Origin of the sequence: Coralliovum pocilloporae, from assembly GCF_030845175.1 — a bacterium.
In the GTDB taxonomy this organism is placed as follows: Bacteria; Pseudomonadota; Alphaproteobacteria; order Rhizobiales; family Cohaesibacteraceae; genus Coralliovum; species Coralliovum pocilloporae.
Genome location: NZ_CP132542.1, coordinates 3,326,537 through 3,346,238, shown reverse-complemented (window position 1 = coordinate 3,346,238; position 19,702 = coordinate 3,326,537). Strand labels below are relative to the sequence as shown.

General features: G+C 54.2%; 19 protein-coding genes and 1 tRNA gene. 5 read left to right on the top strand and 15 right to left on the bottom strand.

The window, feature by feature from the left end; all coding sequences use genetic code 11:
- The first annotated feature begins 17 nt into the window (after positions 1–17).
- Complete coding sequence (locus RA157_RS15160) at positions 18–398, top strand: hypothetical protein (RefSeq protein ID WP_350333964.1); 381 nt, start codon at positions 18–20, stop codon at positions 396–398.
- On the opposite strand, the gene RA157_RS15155 is transcribed toward RA157_RS15160, so the two are convergent.
- Entirely contained in the window at positions 399–1,577 is a 1,179-nt protein-coding gene (locus RA157_RS15155; protein ID WP_350333963.1) for a pyridoxal phosphate-dependent aminotransferase, read from the bottom strand. It abuts the gene before it with no gap.
- Between the two features lie 38 nt (positions 1,578–1,615).
- A complete protein-coding gene (locus RA157_RS15150; RefSeq protein WP_350333962.1) occupies positions 1,616–2,338 on the bottom strand; it encodes a DUF502 domain-containing protein in 723 nt (240 codons plus the stop codon).
- Positions 2,339–2,527: 189 nt separating this feature from the next.
- On the opposite strand from RA157_RS15150, the gene RA157_RS15145 reads away from it, so the two are divergent.
- Entirely contained in the window at positions 2,528–2,884 is a 357-nt protein-coding gene (locus RA157_RS15145) for a YbaN family protein (RefSeq protein WP_350336218.1), read from the top strand.
- A gap of 3 nt (positions 2,885–2,887) precedes the next feature.
- Here RA157_RS15145 and RA157_RS15140 read toward each other — a convergent pair whose 3' ends face one another.
- The 3 genes from RA157_RS15140 to glmU form a co-directional block, all read right to left on the bottom strand.
- Positions 2,888–3,553, bottom strand: a complete 666-nt coding sequence (locus RA157_RS15140) for a M23 family metallopeptidase (RefSeq protein ID WP_350333961.1) — start codon at positions 3,551–3,553, stop codon at positions 2,888–2,890.
- A gap of 144 nt (positions 3,554–3,697) precedes the next feature.
- On the bottom strand, positions 3,698–5,524 hold the full coding sequence (gene glmS / locus RA157_RS15135; RefSeq protein WP_350333960.1) for a glutamine--fructose-6-phosphate transaminase (isomerizing): 1,827 nt from the start codon (positions 5,522–5,524) through the stop codon (positions 3,698–3,700).
- Positions 5,525–5,640: 116 nt separating this feature from the next.
- Positions 5,641–6,984, bottom strand: a complete 1,344-nt coding sequence (gene glmU, locus RA157_RS15130; RefSeq protein WP_350333959.1) for a bifunctional UDP-N-acetylglucosamine diphosphorylase/glucosamine-1-phosphate N-acetyltransferase GlmU — start codon at positions 6,982–6,984, stop codon at positions 5,641–5,643.
- A 217-nt stretch (positions 6,985–7,201) separates the two neighbouring features.
- Between glmU and RA157_RS15125 the strand changes: the two genes are divergently transcribed.
- Both RA157_RS15125 and RA157_RS15120 read left to right on the top strand, forming a co-directional pair.
- Positions 7,202–8,086 (top strand): SPOR domain-containing protein, encoded by an 885-nt coding sequence (locus RA157_RS15125; RefSeq protein WP_350333958.1) that lies wholly within the window; start codon positions 7,202–7,204, stop codon positions 8,084–8,086.
- A gap of 48 nt (positions 8,087–8,134) precedes the next feature.
- Positions 8,135–9,037 carry a DMT family transporter gene (locus RA157_RS15120; RefSeq protein WP_350333957.1) on the top strand — a complete coding sequence of 301 codons (903 nt, stop codon included), beginning with the start codon at positions 8,135–8,137 and terminating at the stop codon, positions 9,035–9,037.
- Between the two features lie 66 nt (positions 9,038–9,103).
- Here the strand turns inward: RA157_RS15120 and RA157_RS15115 are convergent.
- From RA157_RS15115 to RA157_RS15090, 6 genes are all read right to left on the bottom strand, one after another.
- A tRNA-Lys gene (locus RA157_RS15115) sits at positions 9,104–9,179 on the bottom strand.
- A 181-nt stretch (positions 9,180–9,360) separates the two neighbouring features.
- Positions 9,361–10,215 (bottom strand): ABC transporter permease, encoded by an 855-nt coding sequence (locus RA157_RS15110; RefSeq protein ID WP_350333956.1) that lies wholly within the window; start codon positions 10,213–10,215, stop codon positions 9,361–9,363.
- A gap of 4 nt (positions 10,216–10,219) precedes the next feature.
- The gene (locus RA157_RS15105; protein WP_350333955.1) at positions 10,220–11,485 is read right to left on the bottom strand and encodes an ABC transporter permease; all 1,266 of its coding nucleotides are present in this window, start codon (positions 11,483–11,485) and stop codon (positions 10,220–10,222) included.
- Between the two features lie 76 nt (positions 11,486–11,561).
- Entirely contained in the window at positions 11,562–12,662 is a 1,101-nt protein-coding gene (locus RA157_RS15100; protein WP_350333954.1) for an extracellular solute-binding protein, read from the bottom strand.
- A gap of 77 nt (positions 12,663–12,739) precedes the next feature.
- Complete coding sequence (locus tag RA157_RS15095; RefSeq protein ID WP_350333953.1) at positions 12,740–13,834, bottom strand: ABC transporter ATP-binding protein; 1,095 nt, start codon at positions 13,832–13,834, stop codon at positions 12,740–12,742.
- 251 nt (positions 13,835–14,085) lie between these two features.
- Positions 14,086–15,306, bottom strand: coding sequence for a M24 family metallopeptidase (locus RA157_RS15090; RefSeq protein ID WP_350333952.1), 1,221 nt, complete (start codon positions 15,304–15,306; stop codon positions 14,086–14,088).
- A 134-nt stretch (positions 15,307–15,440) separates the two neighbouring features.
- Between RA157_RS15090 and RA157_RS15085 the strand changes: the two genes are divergently transcribed.
- Positions 15,441–16,289 carry a LysR family transcriptional regulator gene (locus tag RA157_RS15085; RefSeq protein WP_350333951.1) on the top strand — a complete coding sequence of 283 codons (849 nt, stop codon included), beginning with the start codon at positions 15,441–15,443 and terminating at the stop codon, positions 16,287–16,289.
- A 3-nt stretch (positions 16,290–16,292) separates the two neighbouring features.
- On the opposite strand, the gene RA157_RS15080 is transcribed toward RA157_RS15085, so the two are convergent.
- The 4 genes from RA157_RS15080 to RA157_RS15065 form a co-directional block, all read right to left on the bottom strand.
- A complete protein-coding gene (locus RA157_RS15080) occupies positions 16,293–16,733 on the bottom strand; it encodes a VOC family protein (protein ID WP_350333950.1) in 441 nt (146 codons plus the stop codon).
- Between the two features lie 67 nt (positions 16,734–16,800).
- Positions 16,801–16,962, bottom strand: coding sequence for a cbb3-type cytochrome oxidase assembly protein CcoS (gene ccoS, locus RA157_RS15075; protein ID WP_350333949.1), 162 nt, complete (start codon positions 16,960–16,962; stop codon positions 16,801–16,803).
- The gene (locus tag RA157_RS15070; protein ID WP_350333948.1) at positions 16,959–19,154 is read right to left on the bottom strand and encodes a heavy metal translocating P-type ATPase; all 2,196 of its coding nucleotides are present in this window, start codon (positions 19,152–19,154) and stop codon (positions 16,959–16,961) included. Before RA157_RS15070 ends, ccoS begins: the two co-directional genes overlap by 4 nt.
- A 14-nt stretch (positions 19,155–19,168) precedes the next feature.
- Complete coding sequence (locus RA157_RS15065; protein ID WP_350333947.1) at positions 19,169–19,681, bottom strand: FixH family protein; 513 nt, start codon at positions 19,679–19,681, stop codon at positions 19,169–19,171.
- Between the last annotated feature and the right edge of the window lie 21 nt (positions 19,682–19,702).

The following is a 19,702-nucleotide window of genomic DNA, read 5'->3' as shown; positions in this document are numbered from 1 at the left end:
CGTCAGGGGATTCTGTCGTGCTTGTGAAATACTCGCTCTTGTTTGGTGGCTTTGGTATTGGGGCTGCGGTCTTGCTGTTTGGCTTCTTCCCCGCTCAATGGACTGCATCTCTGCTGGGCATAGCTCCGGAGGATGCCGCTGACGTTACACTGAAGCGCTACGGGGCTTCCGCGAGTGCGGCGCTGTTGGTGCTGACTATCTGCGCCTTTCGCAATATTGCGTTCCAGCGGGCCCTTTTGCTGGGCTTTGCCACCTGGTTCTGCGGGCAGGCACTAGCCGCAGCATGGGCCGCTCTAACCTTAGACACTGGTCCCTATCTGTGGCTGGCACTTGTCGCTGACCCTGCCCTGACGCTCTGGTTCTTCCGGTTGTTTTGGAGAACGGGCAAACAGGACTGATTAAGCGCTGGTTTTACTCATCACCAGACCGATTTTCCGGGCAGATTCCTTCAGGGCTTGTTCGTCTGCCATCAGGCTGACACGCACATGAGTTGAGAGGCTGTCGCCGAAGGCAGGTCCGGGCAGAACTGCCACATCGTGCTCGTCGAGCAGTGTCTGGGCGAAATCTGTCGGGGACAGGCCTGATGCAGCGATATCAAGAATGATGAACATCCCGGCGACGGGCCGGAACACACCAAGACCGGGGATGGTTTCAAGTATATCGCAGAAGGCATCCCGACGAGCCTTGAAGATCTGCCGGAACGTTTCAATCTCTCCGAGCCCTTCAGTCAGAGCCGTCAGGGCTGCCTGCTGGGAGAATGAAGCGCAGCCAAAGATCATGCAGGATGACAAGGCAGTCACATGGAGGATCAGGTCGGCTGGTCCCGCCAGCCAGCCCACGCGCCAGCCGGTCATGGCATGGGACTTGGACATGGAATTGACCACGGCAATCTTGTCATATCCGTCTGCAACATGTGTTGGGCTGGTGAAATCGCCGTCAAACAGGATTGTCGCGTAGACCTCGTCGGAGATGATCCAGAGGTCATGGCGGCGGGCCAGTGCGACCAGCTCCCGAGCCTCATCAGGGCCAATGCCGGCTCCTGTGGGGTTGTTCGGGAAGTTGACAAGAAGTCCACGGGTTTTGGGCGTAATCGCACTTTCCATAGCGGCAATATCGAGGGAAAAGCCGCTTGCAGCATCGAGGGGCACTTGCACCATCTGTGCGCCGCTGGCCCGGATCACCCCTTCATAAGTTACATAGCACGGGTCTGGCGCTATAACTTCATCACCGGCATCAAACAGGCAGAGAGCTGCAGCAAACAGCGCATTTTGCCCACCGGAGAAGACGCAAATATTTTCCTCGGCGAGGCTCTGGCCGCTCAAATCTGACTGAAAGGCCGCAATCGCCTGCCTCAGTATCGGGTTGCCTGCTGGCTCCTCATAATGCGTATAGCCTGCGTCAAGCGCGGCTTTTGCGCTGCGCTTTATGAGATCGGGCGTTTCGAGATCAGGATCTCCAACAGCGAGATTGATCACGCGCTCACCCTTCATCTGGCGGTGAACGGCCTGGTGGTAGATATGCCAGGCATTTGTGGTGCGACCGGCGATCCGGCGCGTCAGATCAGAGAAACGATCCATTCCCCTCTCCCATAACCGTACTGCTGTATGAAAGGCTGTCAGCCGTTACCGATACTGACCTTTTCAGAAACCATATGAGGTGGCGTGTCCAATACACCGGAATCTGCCTCTTCCTCGTAATCCGGACTGACCAGACCAGCTGAGATGATCAGTTTGGCAGCTTCTTCGACAGACATATCCAGCACCTTCACATCCCTGGCTGGTACAAACAGCAGAAAGCCGGATGTGGGGTTCGGCGTTGTTGGCAGGAAGACGCTGACAAAGTCCTCTCCATTACCATCACTGGCCTTGGCAAGGATCTCGCCTTTTGTTTCTGTGGAAATGAAAACAATTGCCCAGAGGCCTCTGCGTGGATATTCGATCAGCGCTGCATTCTGGAAAGATTGCCCTCTTTCGGACAGAACTGTCTCGAAAATCTGCTTCAATGCGCTGTAGATATTCCGGACCAGAGGCATGCGTCCGAGCATCATCTCGCCATACTGGAGAATCGATCGGCCAACGAGATTGGCTGTGAGAAAACCCAGAAGTGTTATGCCCAGAAATGCCGTTATCAGGCCCACGCCAGGAAGAGAGAATGGCAGATAATTGTCTGGGTTATAGATTGGCGGCAGCCATGGCTTTACCCAGTCATCAACCCAGCGGATGAAAGTCCAGGTCAGATAGACAGTTATCGAGATGGGGGCGGCAATCACAAGGCCGGTCAGAAAATAGTTCCGAACGCGGGTGCTGAACCCTATTTTTGTTGTATCGTTTTTACTCATGGGCCGTTGACGCGTCACTTTTCAGCTGGATTGATCTACACCCGGTTCTGATAACGTAGTGCTTATTGGATCTTGTTCAATCAGGAGCCCGACACTATCTCGAATGTCTATTGGTGGCGAGATAAAACTGTGCCACGGAGTTAATCCCCAAGGATTTTTGCCGCTTTTGTCTGACATAAAGGCTGAATGATGCGGATCGTTTTTTTATGTATCGGTTTTCTGGCTGTCGCAGCAGGGTTGCTCGGTATTGTCCTGCCGGTCCTGCCTACGACGCCTTTTCTGCTCCTGGCTGCCGCCTGCTTCGCGCGCTCCTCTCCCCGTTTTGAGGCCTGGCTGTTGAATCATCCGATGTTCGGACCACCCGTGAAGAAATGGCGTGAGAACGGTGCAATTGGCTCTCGCGCCAAGACCATTGCCATAATTGGCATTGTCTCGGGCTTCATCATTTTCGTGGTTACGGTCAGCCCGTCTCTTCTGCTGGGGATGGTGGTTTTTGCGGTTATGGCCGGGGCGGCCACGTTTATTCTGTCGCGGCCGACAGCCTGAAGCCTACAGGCAGGGAACAGGATATGTGAGTGTGCCCGGCTTGAAGGTTTGCCCTTTACGGAAGCAGGTTACCCTGTTGGGACCGTCTGCCCAGTAATTGTGCGGGTTCAGCATGTCTTTCGGACCGCCTTTGAGATAATAACCCCAGCCCCAGTTCGTGCCTTTGTCTGATTTACGTCTGTATTCCTGACCGAGCTGAAAATGCAGATGGCGTGCACCGCCGATGCAGTGATAGTCATTCTGGTTATCCGACAGCCTAGCGATGAGCTGGCCGCGCCTGATCCGGTCTCCTGCCTTGACGAGCGCGTCTCCCACATGTCCGTAGAGCGCGATGATTGTCTTGCCATCCACGCCGGTACCATGATCAACGGCAATCGTTGGACCCCAACAGGATTCAGTTGATGCTTCCAGAACAACACCATCAGCTGCGGCCAGAATTTTCTGACCGACCTTTCCCTTGATATCGATACCCAGGTGGATCTGCTTTCGTCTTCCACCATTGACGCCGATATGGCTGTGGAAGTCAGATGCGATCCTTGGTGCTCCTGCTGGATAGGTAACCGTTGTTGAGGAGAATGAAGGCTCCGGGCTCGTCTTCGGAGACTTTGAACGTGTTTCACAACCGGCAAGAGCCAGAACCGCGAGTGGCAGGACAAGAAGATATCTCATAGGTGAAAGATAGCTGGCCTTTGGACAGGAAGACAGATCTCTCGTTCTAAAGCCTATCCTGTCGAAAGTATGTCGCGTCGGGTCTCAACTCGACATTGACTGTCTGCATGATGAGAAAACCACGTTCGCTGCAGGATTCTGCAGTTATTCGACGGTGACAGACTTCGCCAGGTTGCGTGGCTGGTCCACATCCGTTCCCATGAAAACCGCAGTGTGATAGGCGAGCAGCTGGATCGGGATCGCATAGATCAGTGGAGCGATTGTGGATGGCATATCCGGCAGGATGATAGTCTCCACCGCATCAATTGTAGCCTGCTCTGCGCCTTTCTGATCGGTGATCAGAATGATCTTGCCACCACGGGCGGCCACTTCCTGCATATTGGAGACAGTTTTCTCAAACACGCGATCAAACGGCGCGATGACGACAACCGGCATTGTCTCGTCGATCAGCGCGATAGGACCGTGTTTCAACTCGCCAGCGGCATAACCCTCTGCGTGGATATAGGAAATTTCCTTGAGTTTCAGAGCGCCTTCCAAAGCCAGTGGGTAATTGGTTCCGCGGCCGAGATAGAGCACATCCCGCGCGTTGGTGAGCGAGCGTGACAGCTTCTCAATCTCATCTTCCAGCTTCAGTGCCTGGATCGCAAGGCGTGGCAATTCACTCAGTGCACGCACAAGCTTGGCTTCATCATCTTCAGTCAGATTGCCGCGTGCGCGACCGGCAGCCACGGCCAGTGCTGCAAGGGCCCCAAGCTGACAGGTAAAGGCTTTTGTCGAGGCAACGCCGATCTCCGGCCCGGCATAAGTTGGCAGAACCACATCGGATTCCCGGGCAATTGTTGATTCCTGCACGTTGACGATTGCAGCCGTGTGCTGACCGTTCTCTTTGCAATAGCGCAGAGAAGCAAGCGTATCGGCAGTTTCGCCGGACTGGGAGATAAAGATGGCCAGGCCATTCTCAGGCAGAGGCAGTTCGCGATACCGGAATTCGGACGCAACATCGATTTCAACCGGCAGTCTGGCAAAACGTTCGAACCAGTATTTGGCCACAAGCCCTGCATAATAGGCTGTGCCACAGGCCGTAATCGTGATCCGGCTCAATGCGTTGAAGTCAAACGGCAGGTCAGCCGGCAGACGTGTGGTGCCCGAGGCCAGATCAAGATAATGGGAAACCGTGTGTGAAATGACTTCCGGCTGCTCATGAATTTCCTTGTGCATGAAGTGCCGGTGATTGCCTTTGTCCACCATCTGGGAGGATACAGACGAAGTCTGAAGCGCCCGTTCCACGGCCTGTCCGTCAATGTCATAGATCTGACATTCAGTAGCACTCAGAACCACCCAGTCGCCGTCTTCAAGATAGGTGACCCGGTCGGTGAATGGTGACAGAGCGATGGCATCGGAACCGAGGAACATTTCACCCGTTCCATGACCAACAGCAAGCGGGCTGCCAAGCCGGGCGCCAATCATCAGATTGTCATGCCCTTTAAAGACAAGCGCCAGGGCAAATGCGCCGTCCAGCCTTGGCAGAACCAGGCGTACGGCCTCAACAGGATCAAGCCCTCTGGATATTTCGCGGTTGAGGAGATGAGCAACCACCTCGGTGTCGGTCTCGGATTCAAAGGAATGGCCGTCTGCCGACAGCTCAGCTCTGAGCTCACTGAAGTTCTCAATGATGCCATTGTGAACCACAGCCACGTCAGACGTCATATGTGGGTGAGCATTGTGAACTGTAGGGGCGCCATGGGTGGCCCAACGTGTATGGCCAATGCCGATTGTGCCTTCCAGTGGATCTCTGTACAGCGTTTCCTCGAGATTCCGAAGCTTTCCTTCAGCGCGGCGGCGATCAATGGTTCCATCTGTCAGAGCTGCAATGCCTGCGGAATCATACCCGCGATACTCCAGCCGTTTCAGAGCGTCCACAAGCTGAGGAGCAACCGGTTCCTTACCGATGATGCCAACGATGCCGCACATTCAGAGAATCCTTCACGCTGTTATTCAACGGACGTTGTTTAGTCGTTTTTGCCGAAAGCTCGGAATCAAATCAGATTTCTGAATATGACAGTCTGCCCTGTTCCGAGGCTGAGGAGTCAGTTCTTGCGTTTGGCCCGGAAAGCGGATGCCCAGCGCTGTTTGACGACCTGTCGTCCACGCCCAAGAGCCAGCGCATGGTCCGGTACATCATCGGTGATGACACTGCCGCTGCCCACAAAAGCGCCCTCGCCTATGGTGACCGGCGCAACAAGCGCGGAGTTCGATCCGATGAAGGCTCCGGCACGAATATTGGTCTGATATTTCGACACGCCATCATAGTTGCAGGTGATGGTGCCTGCGCCGATATTGGCAGCCTCTCCCACGCGGGCATCTCCCACATAGGACAGATGGTTGATCTTGGCACCGCGTTCGACCGTGGTCTTCTTGGTCTCAACAAAATTACCAATTTTCGCGCCGTTATGGACCACTGTTCCGGGTCTCAGACGAGCATAGGGACCGATAACGGCACCGGTCTCGACGCGTGTTCCTTCGAGATGGGAAAAAGCCCGGATCTGGCTGCCGGACCCGACAGAGACACCAGGGCCAAACACCACATTGGGCTCAACGGTTACATCTATTGCCAGCTGTGTGTCATAGGCAAAAAAGACCGTTTCCGGTGCTTCCAGTGTGACACCTGAAACCATTGCATCCATTCGCCGCCGCTGTTGAAACAGATCAGCAGCACGGGCCAGTTGGGCCCTGTCGTTGACGCCGAGCACTTCTGTTTCAGAAATCGGAACAGCTGAAACTGACAGGCCAATCTCGTTGGCAATTTCAACTGCGTCGGTGAGATAATACTCACCTTGCGCGTTGTTCCTGTCGATCCGATCAAGAATGGAAAGACAATGCTCTCTTGTGAAGCCCTTCAACCCGCCATTACAGAAGGTGATAGCCAGTTCGCTCTCTGTCGCGTCCTTTGCCTCACGGATCGCCATCAGCCGTTCGCCATCCATGATAAAGCGGCCATACTTGCCGGGCTCGTCTGTATGGAAGCCGGTGACAACCACATCAGAACCGTCCTCAAGCCCGTCTGAAATAGCCTGCAGTGTATCAGCTGTAACCAGTGGAGTGTCGCCGTAGAGAACCAGAATATGGTCCCCGTCAAAGGCTTCAATCGCCTTGCGTGCCGCCAGAACTGCGTGAGCCGTCCCCAGCCGTTCTGTTTGTTCAAACACATCTACATCGGGTGCATTGGCTGCGATGTCCGTCCGGACCAGGTCTGCATTATGACCAATGACCACAGCTGTCTTGTCGACGCTGGCATCCGAAAGAGCTTTCAGCACATGGCCCAGCATGGACAAATGACCGATCTGATGCAGGACCTTCGGCTTTTCGGATCGCATCCGGGTTCCCTGCCCCGCGGCCAGAACAATTGCGAGGGTTTTGCGGCTGGTTGACATGTGAGAGCGTTCCCTTGCCATGGTGTTGGGCCTTGATGCTGGGTTTTCATTGGCCCGAAAGCGGTTTCAGATCAAGTGATCCTTTCATATTGGTGATGACAGAAAAGAATGCACTGGGCGTCAAAAGTTCGATTTATCGTTAATTGGACCTTAATAGATGCCTTTGCATTCTCTATTCTAAGTTCAATGAGAATCGCAAAGTGTGAAGGCGAACAGGATGGCGCAATCAAACAGACGCAGGGATGACAGCCAACCTGCAAATCTGTCTGGTTTTGTTGTGACCGGATGGACGCTTGCCGCTGGCCTTTCTCTTGTAGCTGCCTTTGGCGCTTATCAGACCTTTGTCCGTTCTGTTCCGCTCGAGCGGGTTGTTGTCCAGATTCCTCCCGATGGTCTTGTTGATACGATCCAGACCGGGTCCATCCCGACTGATTCCTCAAATGTGATTTCAGCACTTGAGAAGCAGGCGGCACAGATGAAACGTGAAATCGCAGCCTTCAGACGGACAAGTGCATCTCTCCGGCAGCAGAATACGGTTCTCAACCAGCGGATTGCGCGGCTCGAATCTCTTGTGGGCGAAGTTACGGGTTCGATCTCAAGGACGCCGACTGCTGAAACATCAAATAACCTCGCAACAACAGACCGGTTGCCACGTGCGACGTCCGGCCGTGGCGAGCAGGCAGATGTTGTTTCGAAAGAGCTGCCATTTCCGATCAATCCGCCTGAAACCGTTGATGCGGCATCCATTCCCGGGGCATCAAGTGGCACGAATGACCTTCCAGACAACGATGTGATTGCCGGGCGATCACAGTTTGCCGTTGATCTGGGTGGTTTCTCGTCTCTGGCCTCTCTTGAGCACGAGTGGAAGCGATTATCTGAACGGAAACTGGCGCCGCTTGAGGACCTTGCCCCTCGTGCAGCATTAAAAGATACAGATAGCCGCCTTAGTCTGCGGCTTCTTGCCGGACCGTTCCGCAATGCTGTAACCGCTGCGACCGTCTGTGCCCGACTGCGTCAGGAAGGCCTGACCTGTGCGGCCACCATCTATCATGGCCAGGCTCTGAAGGGCACCAGAACAGCCGGGTTGACAGACAGCGAGTAACGCGGCTTCCTAGCCGTCTGTCTTTTGTTCAGATCCACCGAGTTTTCCATGTCTTTCACCGCGTCCGGCTGGCGTGTCTATGGGCTTCTGGTCCTTATGCCGCTGTTTTTCTCAAGTAATGTGATTTTCGGTCGTGTTGCGGTCACCTATTTCGAGCCGTGGACATTGGCCGCGCTCAGATGGGGTATAACCGGTCTTGTCCTGCTGCCTCTTGCCTGGCCCTGGTTTCAGGCAAACAGGGATCAGCTAAAGGCTCAGTGGCCCTGGCTGCTTTTTGGCGGCTTTCTGGGTATGTGGATCTGTGGCGCGATTGTCTACTACGCCCTGCGCTATACGACCGCCACAAATGGTACCCTGATCTATACAGCCTCTCCCGTGATGATCCTGTTGCTGGATTGGCTCTTGCGGGGGCGTGCCATATCTGTTCGCGAGGTCATCGGGATTGTCCTTGGGCTGCTGGGTGTCTTTTATATTGTCCTCAATGGAGAGTTCGCCCGCCTCCTCGCCCTGCAATTCAATGCAGGAGACCTCTTTTTTGTGCTGACGGCCTTGTCCTGGGCTTTGTACTCGCTTGTTCTCAAGCGTGATGGTCTGCAGAATATTCCGACCGTGCCACTGTTTGTGGCAGTCTGCCTTGCCGGATTCGTCACCCTTGCACCATTTATGGCGATGGAGCTGGTCTATACCGCTGCCTTGCCGACAAACGGGACAGCCTGGCTGTTGCTGGCTGGCATTGTCGCCATATCATCCATTCTCGCCTTTCTGACCTTCCAGATTGGCGTCAAGGTGGTGGGACCGTCGACCACGGGCATTTTTATGTATCTGCTGCCGCCCTACGGCATTTTAATGGCCGTTCTGTTTCTGGGAGAAACCTTCGAGACCTACCATGCTATTGGTATCTGCCTGGTGATGGGCGGAGTTATTCTGGCGACATTTCCCAAACGTCGTTGAGCGCAGGTAAGCATATGGCCGAGCGCTGACGCATTACCAAACGTGCTTGAATTTTTAAGGGAGGGATGGTGTGCCCTGAAGGGTTCGAACCTTCGACCTACTGATTAAAAGTCAGTTGCTCTACCGGCTGAGCTAAGGGCACCCGCGCCGTGTGAGCGTTTGTTTAGTTTCTTCTGCCGGTCTCGTCAACCAGGAAATCGATAGTTTTCCACCACTCGGAAGATCTGATCTCAATTTCATAGCCGTGTAAGCTACTCAAGACGCTTATGAAACGAAAAAAGCCGCCGAAATCGGCGGCTTTTAAATGGTGCTTTGATAATCGCCTAACTTGGGGATAACCCGCGGAGGCGTTCTGACCGGCGTCTGAGAACTTCAAGCGTGGTCAGCAGGATGATGGACAGGGTGACCATGATGGTCGCCACCGCCAGGATCGTTGGTGAAATCTGCTCACGCAGCCCGGTAAACATCTGCCATGGCAGGGTCTTGCTGCCGGCAGAACCGACAAACAGCACCACCACCACTTCATCGAATGAGGTGATGAAGGCAAACAGACCACCTGAAATCACACCCGGCAGAATCAGCGGCATCTGAACCTTGAAGAAGGTTCTGACAGGCCCTGCCCCCATATTGGCCGCGGCACGGACCAGAGAGCGGTCAAAACCGACCAGGGTTGCCGTCACCGTGATCACCACAAATGGCGTCCCCAGCACCGCATGGGCGAGAACCACGCCCACCTGCGTACCCTGCAGGCCGATGGATGAGTAGAAGAAGAACATGCCAGTCGCAGAGATGATCAGGGGCACGATCATTGGCGAGATCAGAATGGCCATGATGGGCCCTTTGAAAGGCACATGGCTTTGCGAGAGGCCAATGGCAGCCAATGTGCCGAGTACGGTCGACAAAATAGCAGCCTGAGGCGCAATCTTCAGCGAATTCCACATGGCACGCTGCCAGTCGGAATTCGTGAAGAAGTCATTGTAGTGTTTGAGAGAATACCCCTCCGGATCCAGCGTCAGCATCTTCTGCGTGAAGGTAAAGAAGTCTTCCGCATTGAAGCTGAGCGGCAGGATGATCAGGATTGGTGTGATGAGAAAGATGAACAGGAAAGCACAGATAACACGGAACGTGTAGTACCAGACGCGCTGTCCTGTCGATGCATATGGAGGAAGCCCAGACATGATTCTATCCCAGTTTCACGTTATCGATGCCAACGATCTTGTCGTAAGCGGCGTAGAGGATCAGAACAGCAACCAGCAGGATCAAGCCAAGTGCTGCGCCCAGTCCCCAGTTCAGGGATGAGGAAATGTGATAGGCAATCCGGTTCGAGATAAAGATACCCGATGTTCCGCCAACCAGTTCCGGTGTGATGTAGTAGCCGATGGCCAGAATGAATACGAGGATCGCACCCGCTCCGATTCCCGGTACGGTCTGAGGGAAATAGACTCTCCAGAAGGCCACCCAGTCCGTTGCACCGAGAGATTTGGCAGCGCGGACATAATGGGGTGGAATCGATTTCATCACGGAGTAGAGCGGCAGGATCATGAATGGCAGCAGAATATGCGTCATCGCGATGATCGTACCGGTCTGGTTAAACATCATTTCAAGCCGGTTCTGATCATCAAGCACGCCAAGCCAGACCAGTGTGTTGTTGATCACACCCTGCTGCTGGAGAAGAACAATCCAGGCGGAGGTCCGCACGAGCAGTGAGGTCCAGAACGGCAATAAGACCAGAATCATCAAGAGGTTGGATGTTCTCAGCGGCAGATTGGCCAGAATCCAGGCGATCGGGTAGCCGAGCAGAAGGCAGGTTACCGTAATCGTGATGGACAGGAAAAGCGTCCGGCCAAACAGATAAAGGTAAATCTGATCATCCTCATCGAGGAACTGGACACCTTCCGCTGTTTTTTCCGCATCAGCAGCGGCGAGGAAATAGCCGGATGTGTATTCTCCGGAGAAGCGATGGATGGTCTGCCAGACCTCGATATTGCCCCATTTCTTATCGGCTTTCAGCAACTGATCCTTTGCGTTGCTGTCGTCAAATTTCTTGACCCTACGACCGGTCTTGCGGAACAGGCTGGCAATGCCTGGCTGTTCATAGTTCAGCCGGGAGCCGACGCGTGTGTGCGTCTTTGCCTTTGATGCGACCTTCAGGTCAGCAATCATGGCGGCGAAAACAGATTCATCTGGCAATTCACCAGACAGCGGATCCCATTTCTGGATCGCGACAACGGTTTCCGGCAGAGTTTCCGGGACAATGGAGTTATCAACTGATCGCACCAGCATATTGCCGATTGGAGCGATAAAGGTCACTGCAACAAAAACCAGCAGCGGAGCAATCAGCATAAGGGCGCGCAGCTTTTCTCGTCTGAGAGCGCGGGCCAGACTTGCTTTGAGAGGTGTGCCATCTGCGGCGAGCATCGGCCCGTCAGGCGTTGCCGTATCTGTCATCCGATCCTCGTAAGGTGGAGTTTCTTATTGGGGTGAGAAGGGCGAAACCGCCCTTCTCTCTCGTCTTGATCAAGACTTACTTGGACAGCCAAGCCTGGAATTTTGCATCCAGATCGTCACGGTTGTCCGCCCACCACTCGTAGTTATAGAGGAAGGTGTTCTTGGAGTTGTTCGGATCGGTTGGCATATGTGGTGCCATTTCGATGCCGAGGTCAGCGTGCTTGCCGACAAGCGGTGCAGACGACTTACGGGCCGGGCCATAGGAAATGTACTTGGCCTGGTCAGCAAGACGCTGGGTGTCGGTTGCGAAGTGGATGTAATCCAGTGCACGCTTCTTGCGCTCTTCAGACAGACCAGCCGGGATGATCCAGCCGTCAAGGTCGAATACCTGTGCGTCCCAGAGCATTTTAACCGGCTGCTTCTGCTCTTCGATGAGAGCAAACAGACGACCGTTATAGGTGGAGCCGATTACGACTTCGCCGTCAGCCAGACGCTGTGGTGTTTCAGCACCAGCAGACCACCATACGACATGGTCCTTGATGGAGCCGAGTTTGGCGAGGGCGCGATCTACACCTTCATCTGTGGACAGAACGTCGTAGATTTTGTCTTTTTCGACGCCGTCACAGAGCAGTGCCCATTCCATGTTGTTGATCGGGCGCTTCTCAAGGGAACGCTTGCCCGGGAAGTTTTCAACATCGAAGACTGCGCAGACATCCTGTGGCTCTTTGCCATTCCATGCTGCAACGTCAGACCGGTAACCAAATGTGGTTGAGTAAACGATCTGAGGAATGAAGCAGGATGAAACAAGCAGATCACCGAAGTCGTCCGCAGCGGATGAACCGTCCGGAGCCTTGGCCAGATCCTTGTCCGGATTGATTTCAAGCGCCAGGCCTTCATCGCACAGACGGATGGCGTCAGATGCAACAACATCGACCACATCCCATGTGACGTTGCCAGCTTCTGTCATGGCGCGCAACTTGGCCACGGCTTCAGCGGAGCTTTCATCATTGATGATGTTCACGCCAGAATTTTTCGCCATGTAAGGCTCGTGATAAGCCTTCAGCTGTGATTTGGAATATGCCCCGCCCCAGGACACAATCGTCATGTCTTCTGCCATTGCAGTCGATGCCATCAGTGCGGCAACGGCTGTTCCGGCTACAAGTTTGGTGAGCTTCATTACTCTCTCCCTTATGAATGAACCCGATTTTTTCGGGATTTGGATCCGCTTCGGGCATGCGGATCGCTGGACGGATTTTATCCGTCCAGTGCCCTGCAGTCCTCAGTGAACCAACCAATCTTGGTCTCCTGACCGACATTCAAGACGGTGTGAGCGTGATTGTTTGGAACCTTGACGACAAACTCTTCGTTCCCGGCTACCTCCATCCGGCAACGAATATGATCACCGAGATAAATCAGCTCGACGACCGTTCCGGACAGGGTGTTCTGATCAGCGTCGTCGCCAATCACAACCCGTTCCGGACGAATTGAAAGCTGGGTGGTTTCACCCACTCCGCCGCAGTTGACAGCCAGAGCTGCAACCTTTTGGCCGGTTTCCAGAACCACATTGGCCTGATTACCGTCAACGCTTTCCACTTTGCCCCGCAGCGTATTGTTCTCGCCGATGAACTGCGCCACGAACGAGTTTTCCGGACGTTCGTAGAGATCATCAGGCGGTGCAAGTTGCTGAATAATGCCATCGTTAAACACAGCAACGCGATTGGACATGGTCAACGCTTCGCTCTGATCGTGGGTTACGTAGATAACGCTGATGCCCAGATTTTCGTGCAGATGTTTGATCTCATACTGCATGTGTTCACGAAGCTGCTTGTCGAGCGCGCCGAGCGGCTCATCCATCAGAACCAGTTCCGGTTCGAAAACGAGAGCACGGGCAAGCGCTACGCGCTGCTGCTGACCACCGGAAAGCTGTGTCGGACGACGACCAACGAAATCGCCCAGCTGCACCATCTCCAGCGCGCGCTTTACCTTCTGCTCGGTATCAGCTTTTGACATCCCACGGACCTGAAGCGGGAAAGCAAGGTTTTCACCGACAGACATGTGAGGGAACAGTGCGTAGTTCTGGAAGACCATGCCGATGCCACGTTTATGTGGAGGCACGTTGTTGATGGGACGTCCGTTGAGAACGATCTCGCCATGTGTAGCGGTTTCAAAACCGGCGACCATCATGAGGCAGGTGGTTTTGCCCGACCCGGAAGGGCCCAGCATTGTAAGGAATTCCCCGCGTGCGACATCAAGATTGAGGTTCTTTACGACGAGAATCTCGCCATCGTAGCTTTTCTGAACGTTTTCAAAGCGAACGATAGCATCATTATTCGGCTGAGTGCCGGTCATACTTGTGCATTACCTCCCACGTGTTTGGCCTGATCTTTTGTGATTTGTTTGCGGCCAAAACAATTAATTCTTACGAGATCTATATGGTTTTGAAGGTCCCGTGTTTTTGACGTGCTTTCAGCCTCTTATCGTTATTTGTTATCTTGTTGGGGCATTCAACACAGTTTTTGATCACTTTTCAACACCCCTTGGCCACCTTGTGAGAAAAGAAAAGGCCTGAACAGTTAATGTGGTCTGTTCAGGCCCGGATTTCAGCCGATTATGTTGTATTCTGGACCGAACGGGAACTTGGTAATATTTTCCGCATTGTCTTCATGAACGATCAGGATATCGTGTTCGCGGTACCCTCCTGCCCCGGCCTGGCCCTCCGGAATCATGATCATCGGCTCCATGGACACGACCATTCCAGGTTCGAGAATCGTGTGAATATCCTCACGCAGTTCCACACCGGCCTCCCGGCCATAGTAGTGAGACAGAACGCCGAAGCTGTGACCATAGCCGAAGGAACGGTATTTCAGCAGGTCCCACTCCCGGTACATCTCGTTCAGTTCTGAAGCAATGTCGGAACACCGTGCACCCGGTTTGATCAGTTCCAGACCCCGCCGATGAACCGCAACATTCTTTTCCCAGAGATCCAGTTCTACATCCGTGGCTGATTCACAGAACAGGGTCCGTTCAAGTGCTGTGTAATAACCGAAGATCATCGGGAAGCAGTTCAGCGACAGGATGTCACCTGACTGGACAATCTTGTTTGTCACCGGATTATGCGCGCCGTCTGTATTGATACCCGACTGAAACCAGGTCCAGGTATCCATCAGTTCAACGAACGGAAAGGATCTGGCGATTTCCCGGATCATTGCATTGGTCGAGGCGATGGCAACCTCGTGTTCGGCAACACCGGCGTTTACGGCAGCAGCGACAGCTTCACCGCCGAGATCACAGATACGGGCACCTTCGCGGATAAGGACCAGTTCTTCCTGTGATTTGATCGTGCGCATCCACATGGATGGCTGCCCGACATCGACCAGCTCAACACCGGGAAGAGCCGCAGCAATCTGGTCGCGATAGTCGAGCGATACATGGTCGAACTCAATACCGATGCGTTTGGCATTGCCGACGAGGTTTCTGACAGCGGTGAAAAAGTTGTCCTTGCGCCAGTCACTGTAGGTAATGTTTGAACCGTGACTGCGGCGCCATGGCTGGCCACCATCAATACCGGCGGAAATGGTGGTGGCATCCTTCTCGGTGATCACCATGCCGTATTTGCGACCAAAATAGCAGTAGAGCCAGCCTGAGTAATAGTTGATGCAGTGATAGGAGGTGAAAAGACAGGCATCGACGTCGTTCTCTGACATCCATTTGCGGACATCGTTCTGTCGACGGTTCATTTCACCATCGGAAAATGGCGAGTAATCCTTGTCGCCATTATGCCATTCCATCACGTGCAGCATGTCATCGGTATTGGTCGCCATTGTCGCTATCCTGCAGATCTGTTCCGATCCTGTATCGGAGTGTTTGATTTGTTCTTTTTGAAGCTAGATGGCTTTTTTCATGATGAAAAATGAAATATATTTCCTTGATAGATGAATTTTTGACATGAAAGCCGATGTGGGATTTCAAGCTGCTGAAAACCTTTGTTGCGATTGTCGACTGTGGTGGGTTCACAGCTGCGGCTGATCGTCTGTTTCTGACCCAGTCAACGGTCAGTCATCAGATCAAACGTCTGGAAGATCAGATAGGCGCGCGCCTGTTTCGCAGAAACCGGGCATTTTGCGACCTCACGCCGGAAGGTGATCGTCTGTACAAGGATGTGGCGTCCCTTGTTCGGCAGGCGGATGATCTCTGGCAGAGTTATCGGTCTGATGAGTTGCGCGGCGTTATTCGTGTGGGTGCGGCCGATGACGGTTTCAATGATGTTCTTGCAGCCGCATTGAAGCGGTTTTCTGCTGAGCATCCAAAAGTTCATGTGGATTTCGAGATCGGATTGACGCGTCAGATACAGGCCCGGTTTGAAGCGGGTGACTTTGATCTGGTTCTGATCCGTTGTCGGGCTGATGAGCCCTCCGGCCCAGCGCTTCTGCTTGAACCACTGAGCTGGTGTGTGCCCGATGGCTTCAGACAGGCGGATTATGATGCCGTGCCCATCGCCGTTGGGCCTGTTCCCTGTCTCTACCGGGAAACGATCAGTCACGCGCTGGAAAATGCCGGCATTGCCTACGAGGTGGTCGTGACCTGCCCCTCTCACATCGGCATAAGAACCGCAGTTCAGTCCGGCATGGCGATATCAGCTCTACCTGCATCCATGCTCGGAGGGGAAGCGGATGTGATATCAGGTGACCTGCCGCCCCTGCCCCAGTCCAAGCTTGCGATTTCACTCAGGAAAGAGGTGTCCGGCAGGACACCCGCTCAGGCGCTCTATGATGCTTTGCTGACGCTCCAGAGAGACACGGTCTGAACCTTACCAGCTTCCGGTATTCTCCATGCTGGTCCATGGTTCTTTGGCTGGCAGGGCATCGCCTTTCTGCAGCAATTCAAAGGAAATACCGTCGGGAGATTTGATAAAGGCCATCCGGCCATCTCTTGGCGGGCGATTGATTGTAACACCCTTGTCCATGAGTCCCTGACAGGTGGCGTAGATGTCATCCACCTCATAGGCAAGATGGCCGAAATTGCGACCGCCCTGATAGTCTTCCGTGTCCCAGTTATAGGTGAGCTCAAGCGCCGGAGCCTGACCGTTTTTCACCGCATCCACATCATCTGATGCTGCCAGGAAAACCAGAGTGAAGCGACCGCCCTCATTTTCCCAGCGGCGGGTTTCCACCAGCCCCATCTTGTTGCAATAGAAATCGAGTGATTCATCCAGATCGCGGACACGAACCATAGTGTGTAGATAGCGCATTGCGGTGATATCCCTGCCTGACTGTTGTGTGTCCAACATAGGTAGTCAGGGCCATCGAATAAAGGCTCTATTTGCCGTCAGAAGGTCCGTCATCATCATCCATAATTGCCCGCCATGCAGCACCTTCCAGATCATCATACTGGTTGGCCCGGAGAGACCAGAGGAAGGCCGCGAGACCGAGAAGGCCCAGACCGACGGCAATTGGGATCAGGTAAATCAGAGCGTTCATCGTTTCCACTTCAACCGGAGTGCGTTGGCGGTAACCACAAGAGACGAACCGGACATGGCAAGAGCTGCAACGAGAGGCGTCACAAAGCCCAGTACGGCAAAGGGTACAGCAACAATATTATACACGACAGCCAGTGCCATGTTTTGATCCATCGCATGCCGGGCATTGATCGCAACAGAAAGCGCATGCTTGACCGGTGCCAGCCGTTCTCCAAGAAACACGGCATCTGAGGATGTCTGAGCCAGATCGGTCGCGGTCACAGGTGACAGGGAAACATGGGCTGCCGCAAGTGCTGCCGCATCGTTGAGACCGTCACCCACCATCAGTGTTGTTCTGCCATCCCGTGCCAACTCAGCTAGGCAGTCAACCTTCTGTTTCGGATCAAGGCCGAAATGCCGGTTTTCAATCTTCAAGTGATTGGCAATCTGGTCAACCGGGCTCTGGCGATCGCCTGAGAGAATCGCGAGCTGATATCCTCGTTCCTTCAACGCATTTATTGTTTCAAGCGCATCGGTACGAAGCTGTTGTTCGATAGCAAAGACGGCCGTCTCTTCTCCGTGCCGGAACGCAATCAGGGATGCATTGGGATACGTCTCAGAAAGGCTTTGACCCGCTGCCTCCAGATTACAGAAGATTGGATGTCCAAGCCGCATAATCTCACCATCGACGGTGCATTCCACGCCCTTGCCGGTAATCTCAGTGACATTTTGATACGCTTCGGCCTCATCCATCGGACGGCATTCCGCCAGCGCAAGTGACAGTGGATGGCGACTGGCTTTGGCGAGCCTGATGGCTTTGTCGAGGTATTCGGGAGGCGTCATATCCAGATTGATAACTTCGGCTTTTGGCCTTGTCAGCGTACCGGTCTTATCAAAAACCACGGTATCCACAGCCGCCAGTTTTTCGATGGCATCGCCTGAATTCAGCAGAATTCCATGCTGGAAGAGGCGACCCGACGTCACCACCTGCACGGCTGGTACCGCAAGCCCCAGAGCGCATGGACACGTGATAATCAGAACTGAAATTGCGATGATGAGAGACTTCTCCCACCCGGCACCTATGGCGAGCCAGCCTATGCAGGTCAGTGCAGCGGCGGCATGGACGAGCGGCGCGTAAAGCGCTGCAGCCTTGTCGGCCAGCCGCACATAACGGGACCGGTTCTGTGCGGCTGTCTCAAGAAGCCGATTGACCTCGTCAAGAACGGTCTGCCCGGCTTCTGCTGTTACGCTCAGGGTCAAGGCCCCTGCCCCGTTTACAGTGCCTGCAAAGACCTGACTGCCTTCAGAAATCCGGGCCAGCTGGGTCTCACCGGTGACGAGACTCTGGTCGATTTCCGATTCCCCGTTGAGCACCTGACCGTCGAGAGGAATTCGGTCGCCCGGGCGCACCAGGATGCGGTCTCCCATCGAGACTTTGGACAGAGGCCGTTCGATCAGTTCACCGTGTTCTCCGATGACATTGGCTGCATCTGACCGGAGAGCCGCGATGTTCTCGGCGTGAACCCTGACCCTGCCCCGCATGCTGTGATCGAGAAACCGGCCAACCAGAAGGAAGAACAGCAGCATCAGAGCTGAGTCAAAATAAACATGCTTGGCGTGGTGGATGGTCTGATAGATAGAAAGCCCCAGTGCCAGAAGGACACCGATGGCAATCGGCACATCCATGTTCAGGAACCGTGAGCGAACAGCGGCCCAGGCGCTTGAGAAAAACGGCCGTCCTGCATACAGCGTTGCCGGGATGGCAATGACGGCTGAAATCCAGTGAAAGAAGGCCCGTGTTTCAGGCAGCATATCGCTGACATTGCCAGACCAGACTGAAATGGACAGCAGCATGACATTCATGCCGGCGAAACCCGAGACAGCGATCGCCCGCATCAGGCGGCGGGATTCCGGGTCTGACTTGTCTTTCTGTCGGTTCGGATCAAACGGCTGAGCCTCATAACCCAGTTTCGTCAGGGTGGTGAGAAACTGTTCCGGTTGCTGACGATCAGAATCCCAGGAAACCGTAAGCCTGTGGCTGGTGAAGTTCAGCCGCGCATTGCGCACGCCATCCAGTGCGCCGATGCCGCGCTCGATCCGAGCGATACAGGCAGCACAATGGATACCCTCTACCGCAAGGTCAATCTCGCTGATATCCGCCTCAGGAGTACGGGTATAAGCAGACCAATCGCGGGTAATGACGTGATCCGACATGGAACAGCGGCCTTTTACTGCTCACGAACAAACAGTTTGTTGCGGGACTTGAACTGATTGCCCGTTTTGTCGGTCAGGGTCAGTTCCAGGATCCAGTTGCCTGGCGCAACATCCTCGGCAATACCAGACAGCTCACCATTCCCAGCTGCTGTCAGCTCAATAGGCTTGTCCGCAATCTCGGTCGTGGGATGCTTGAGGATGGCGGTGCCTTGCAGGTCTGACAGAGGCTTTCCGGCTTTGTCTGCCGTTTTGATTGACAGCGAACCACGGCCATTACTGGTGCGATCAAAGGATACATCAACCGACCAGCCAAGCTCGTCCTGCGCGCGAGCCTGAGCCAGATCATCATCATAGTGCTGGCCTGCCTTGTAGGCGCTGTCGACTTCTACTCCGGGAAAACTGCCCAGAGCCAGATAAATGAAGATTGCATTGGCCAAGAAAATGACCGCAAAGAACCCGAGAATCCAGTATAGAACCGTCCAGCCGGTGATCGGTTTAGGTTCTTTGACCTTGTTGACTGTCGTCATGTGTCCCTCCTCGGAACGAAG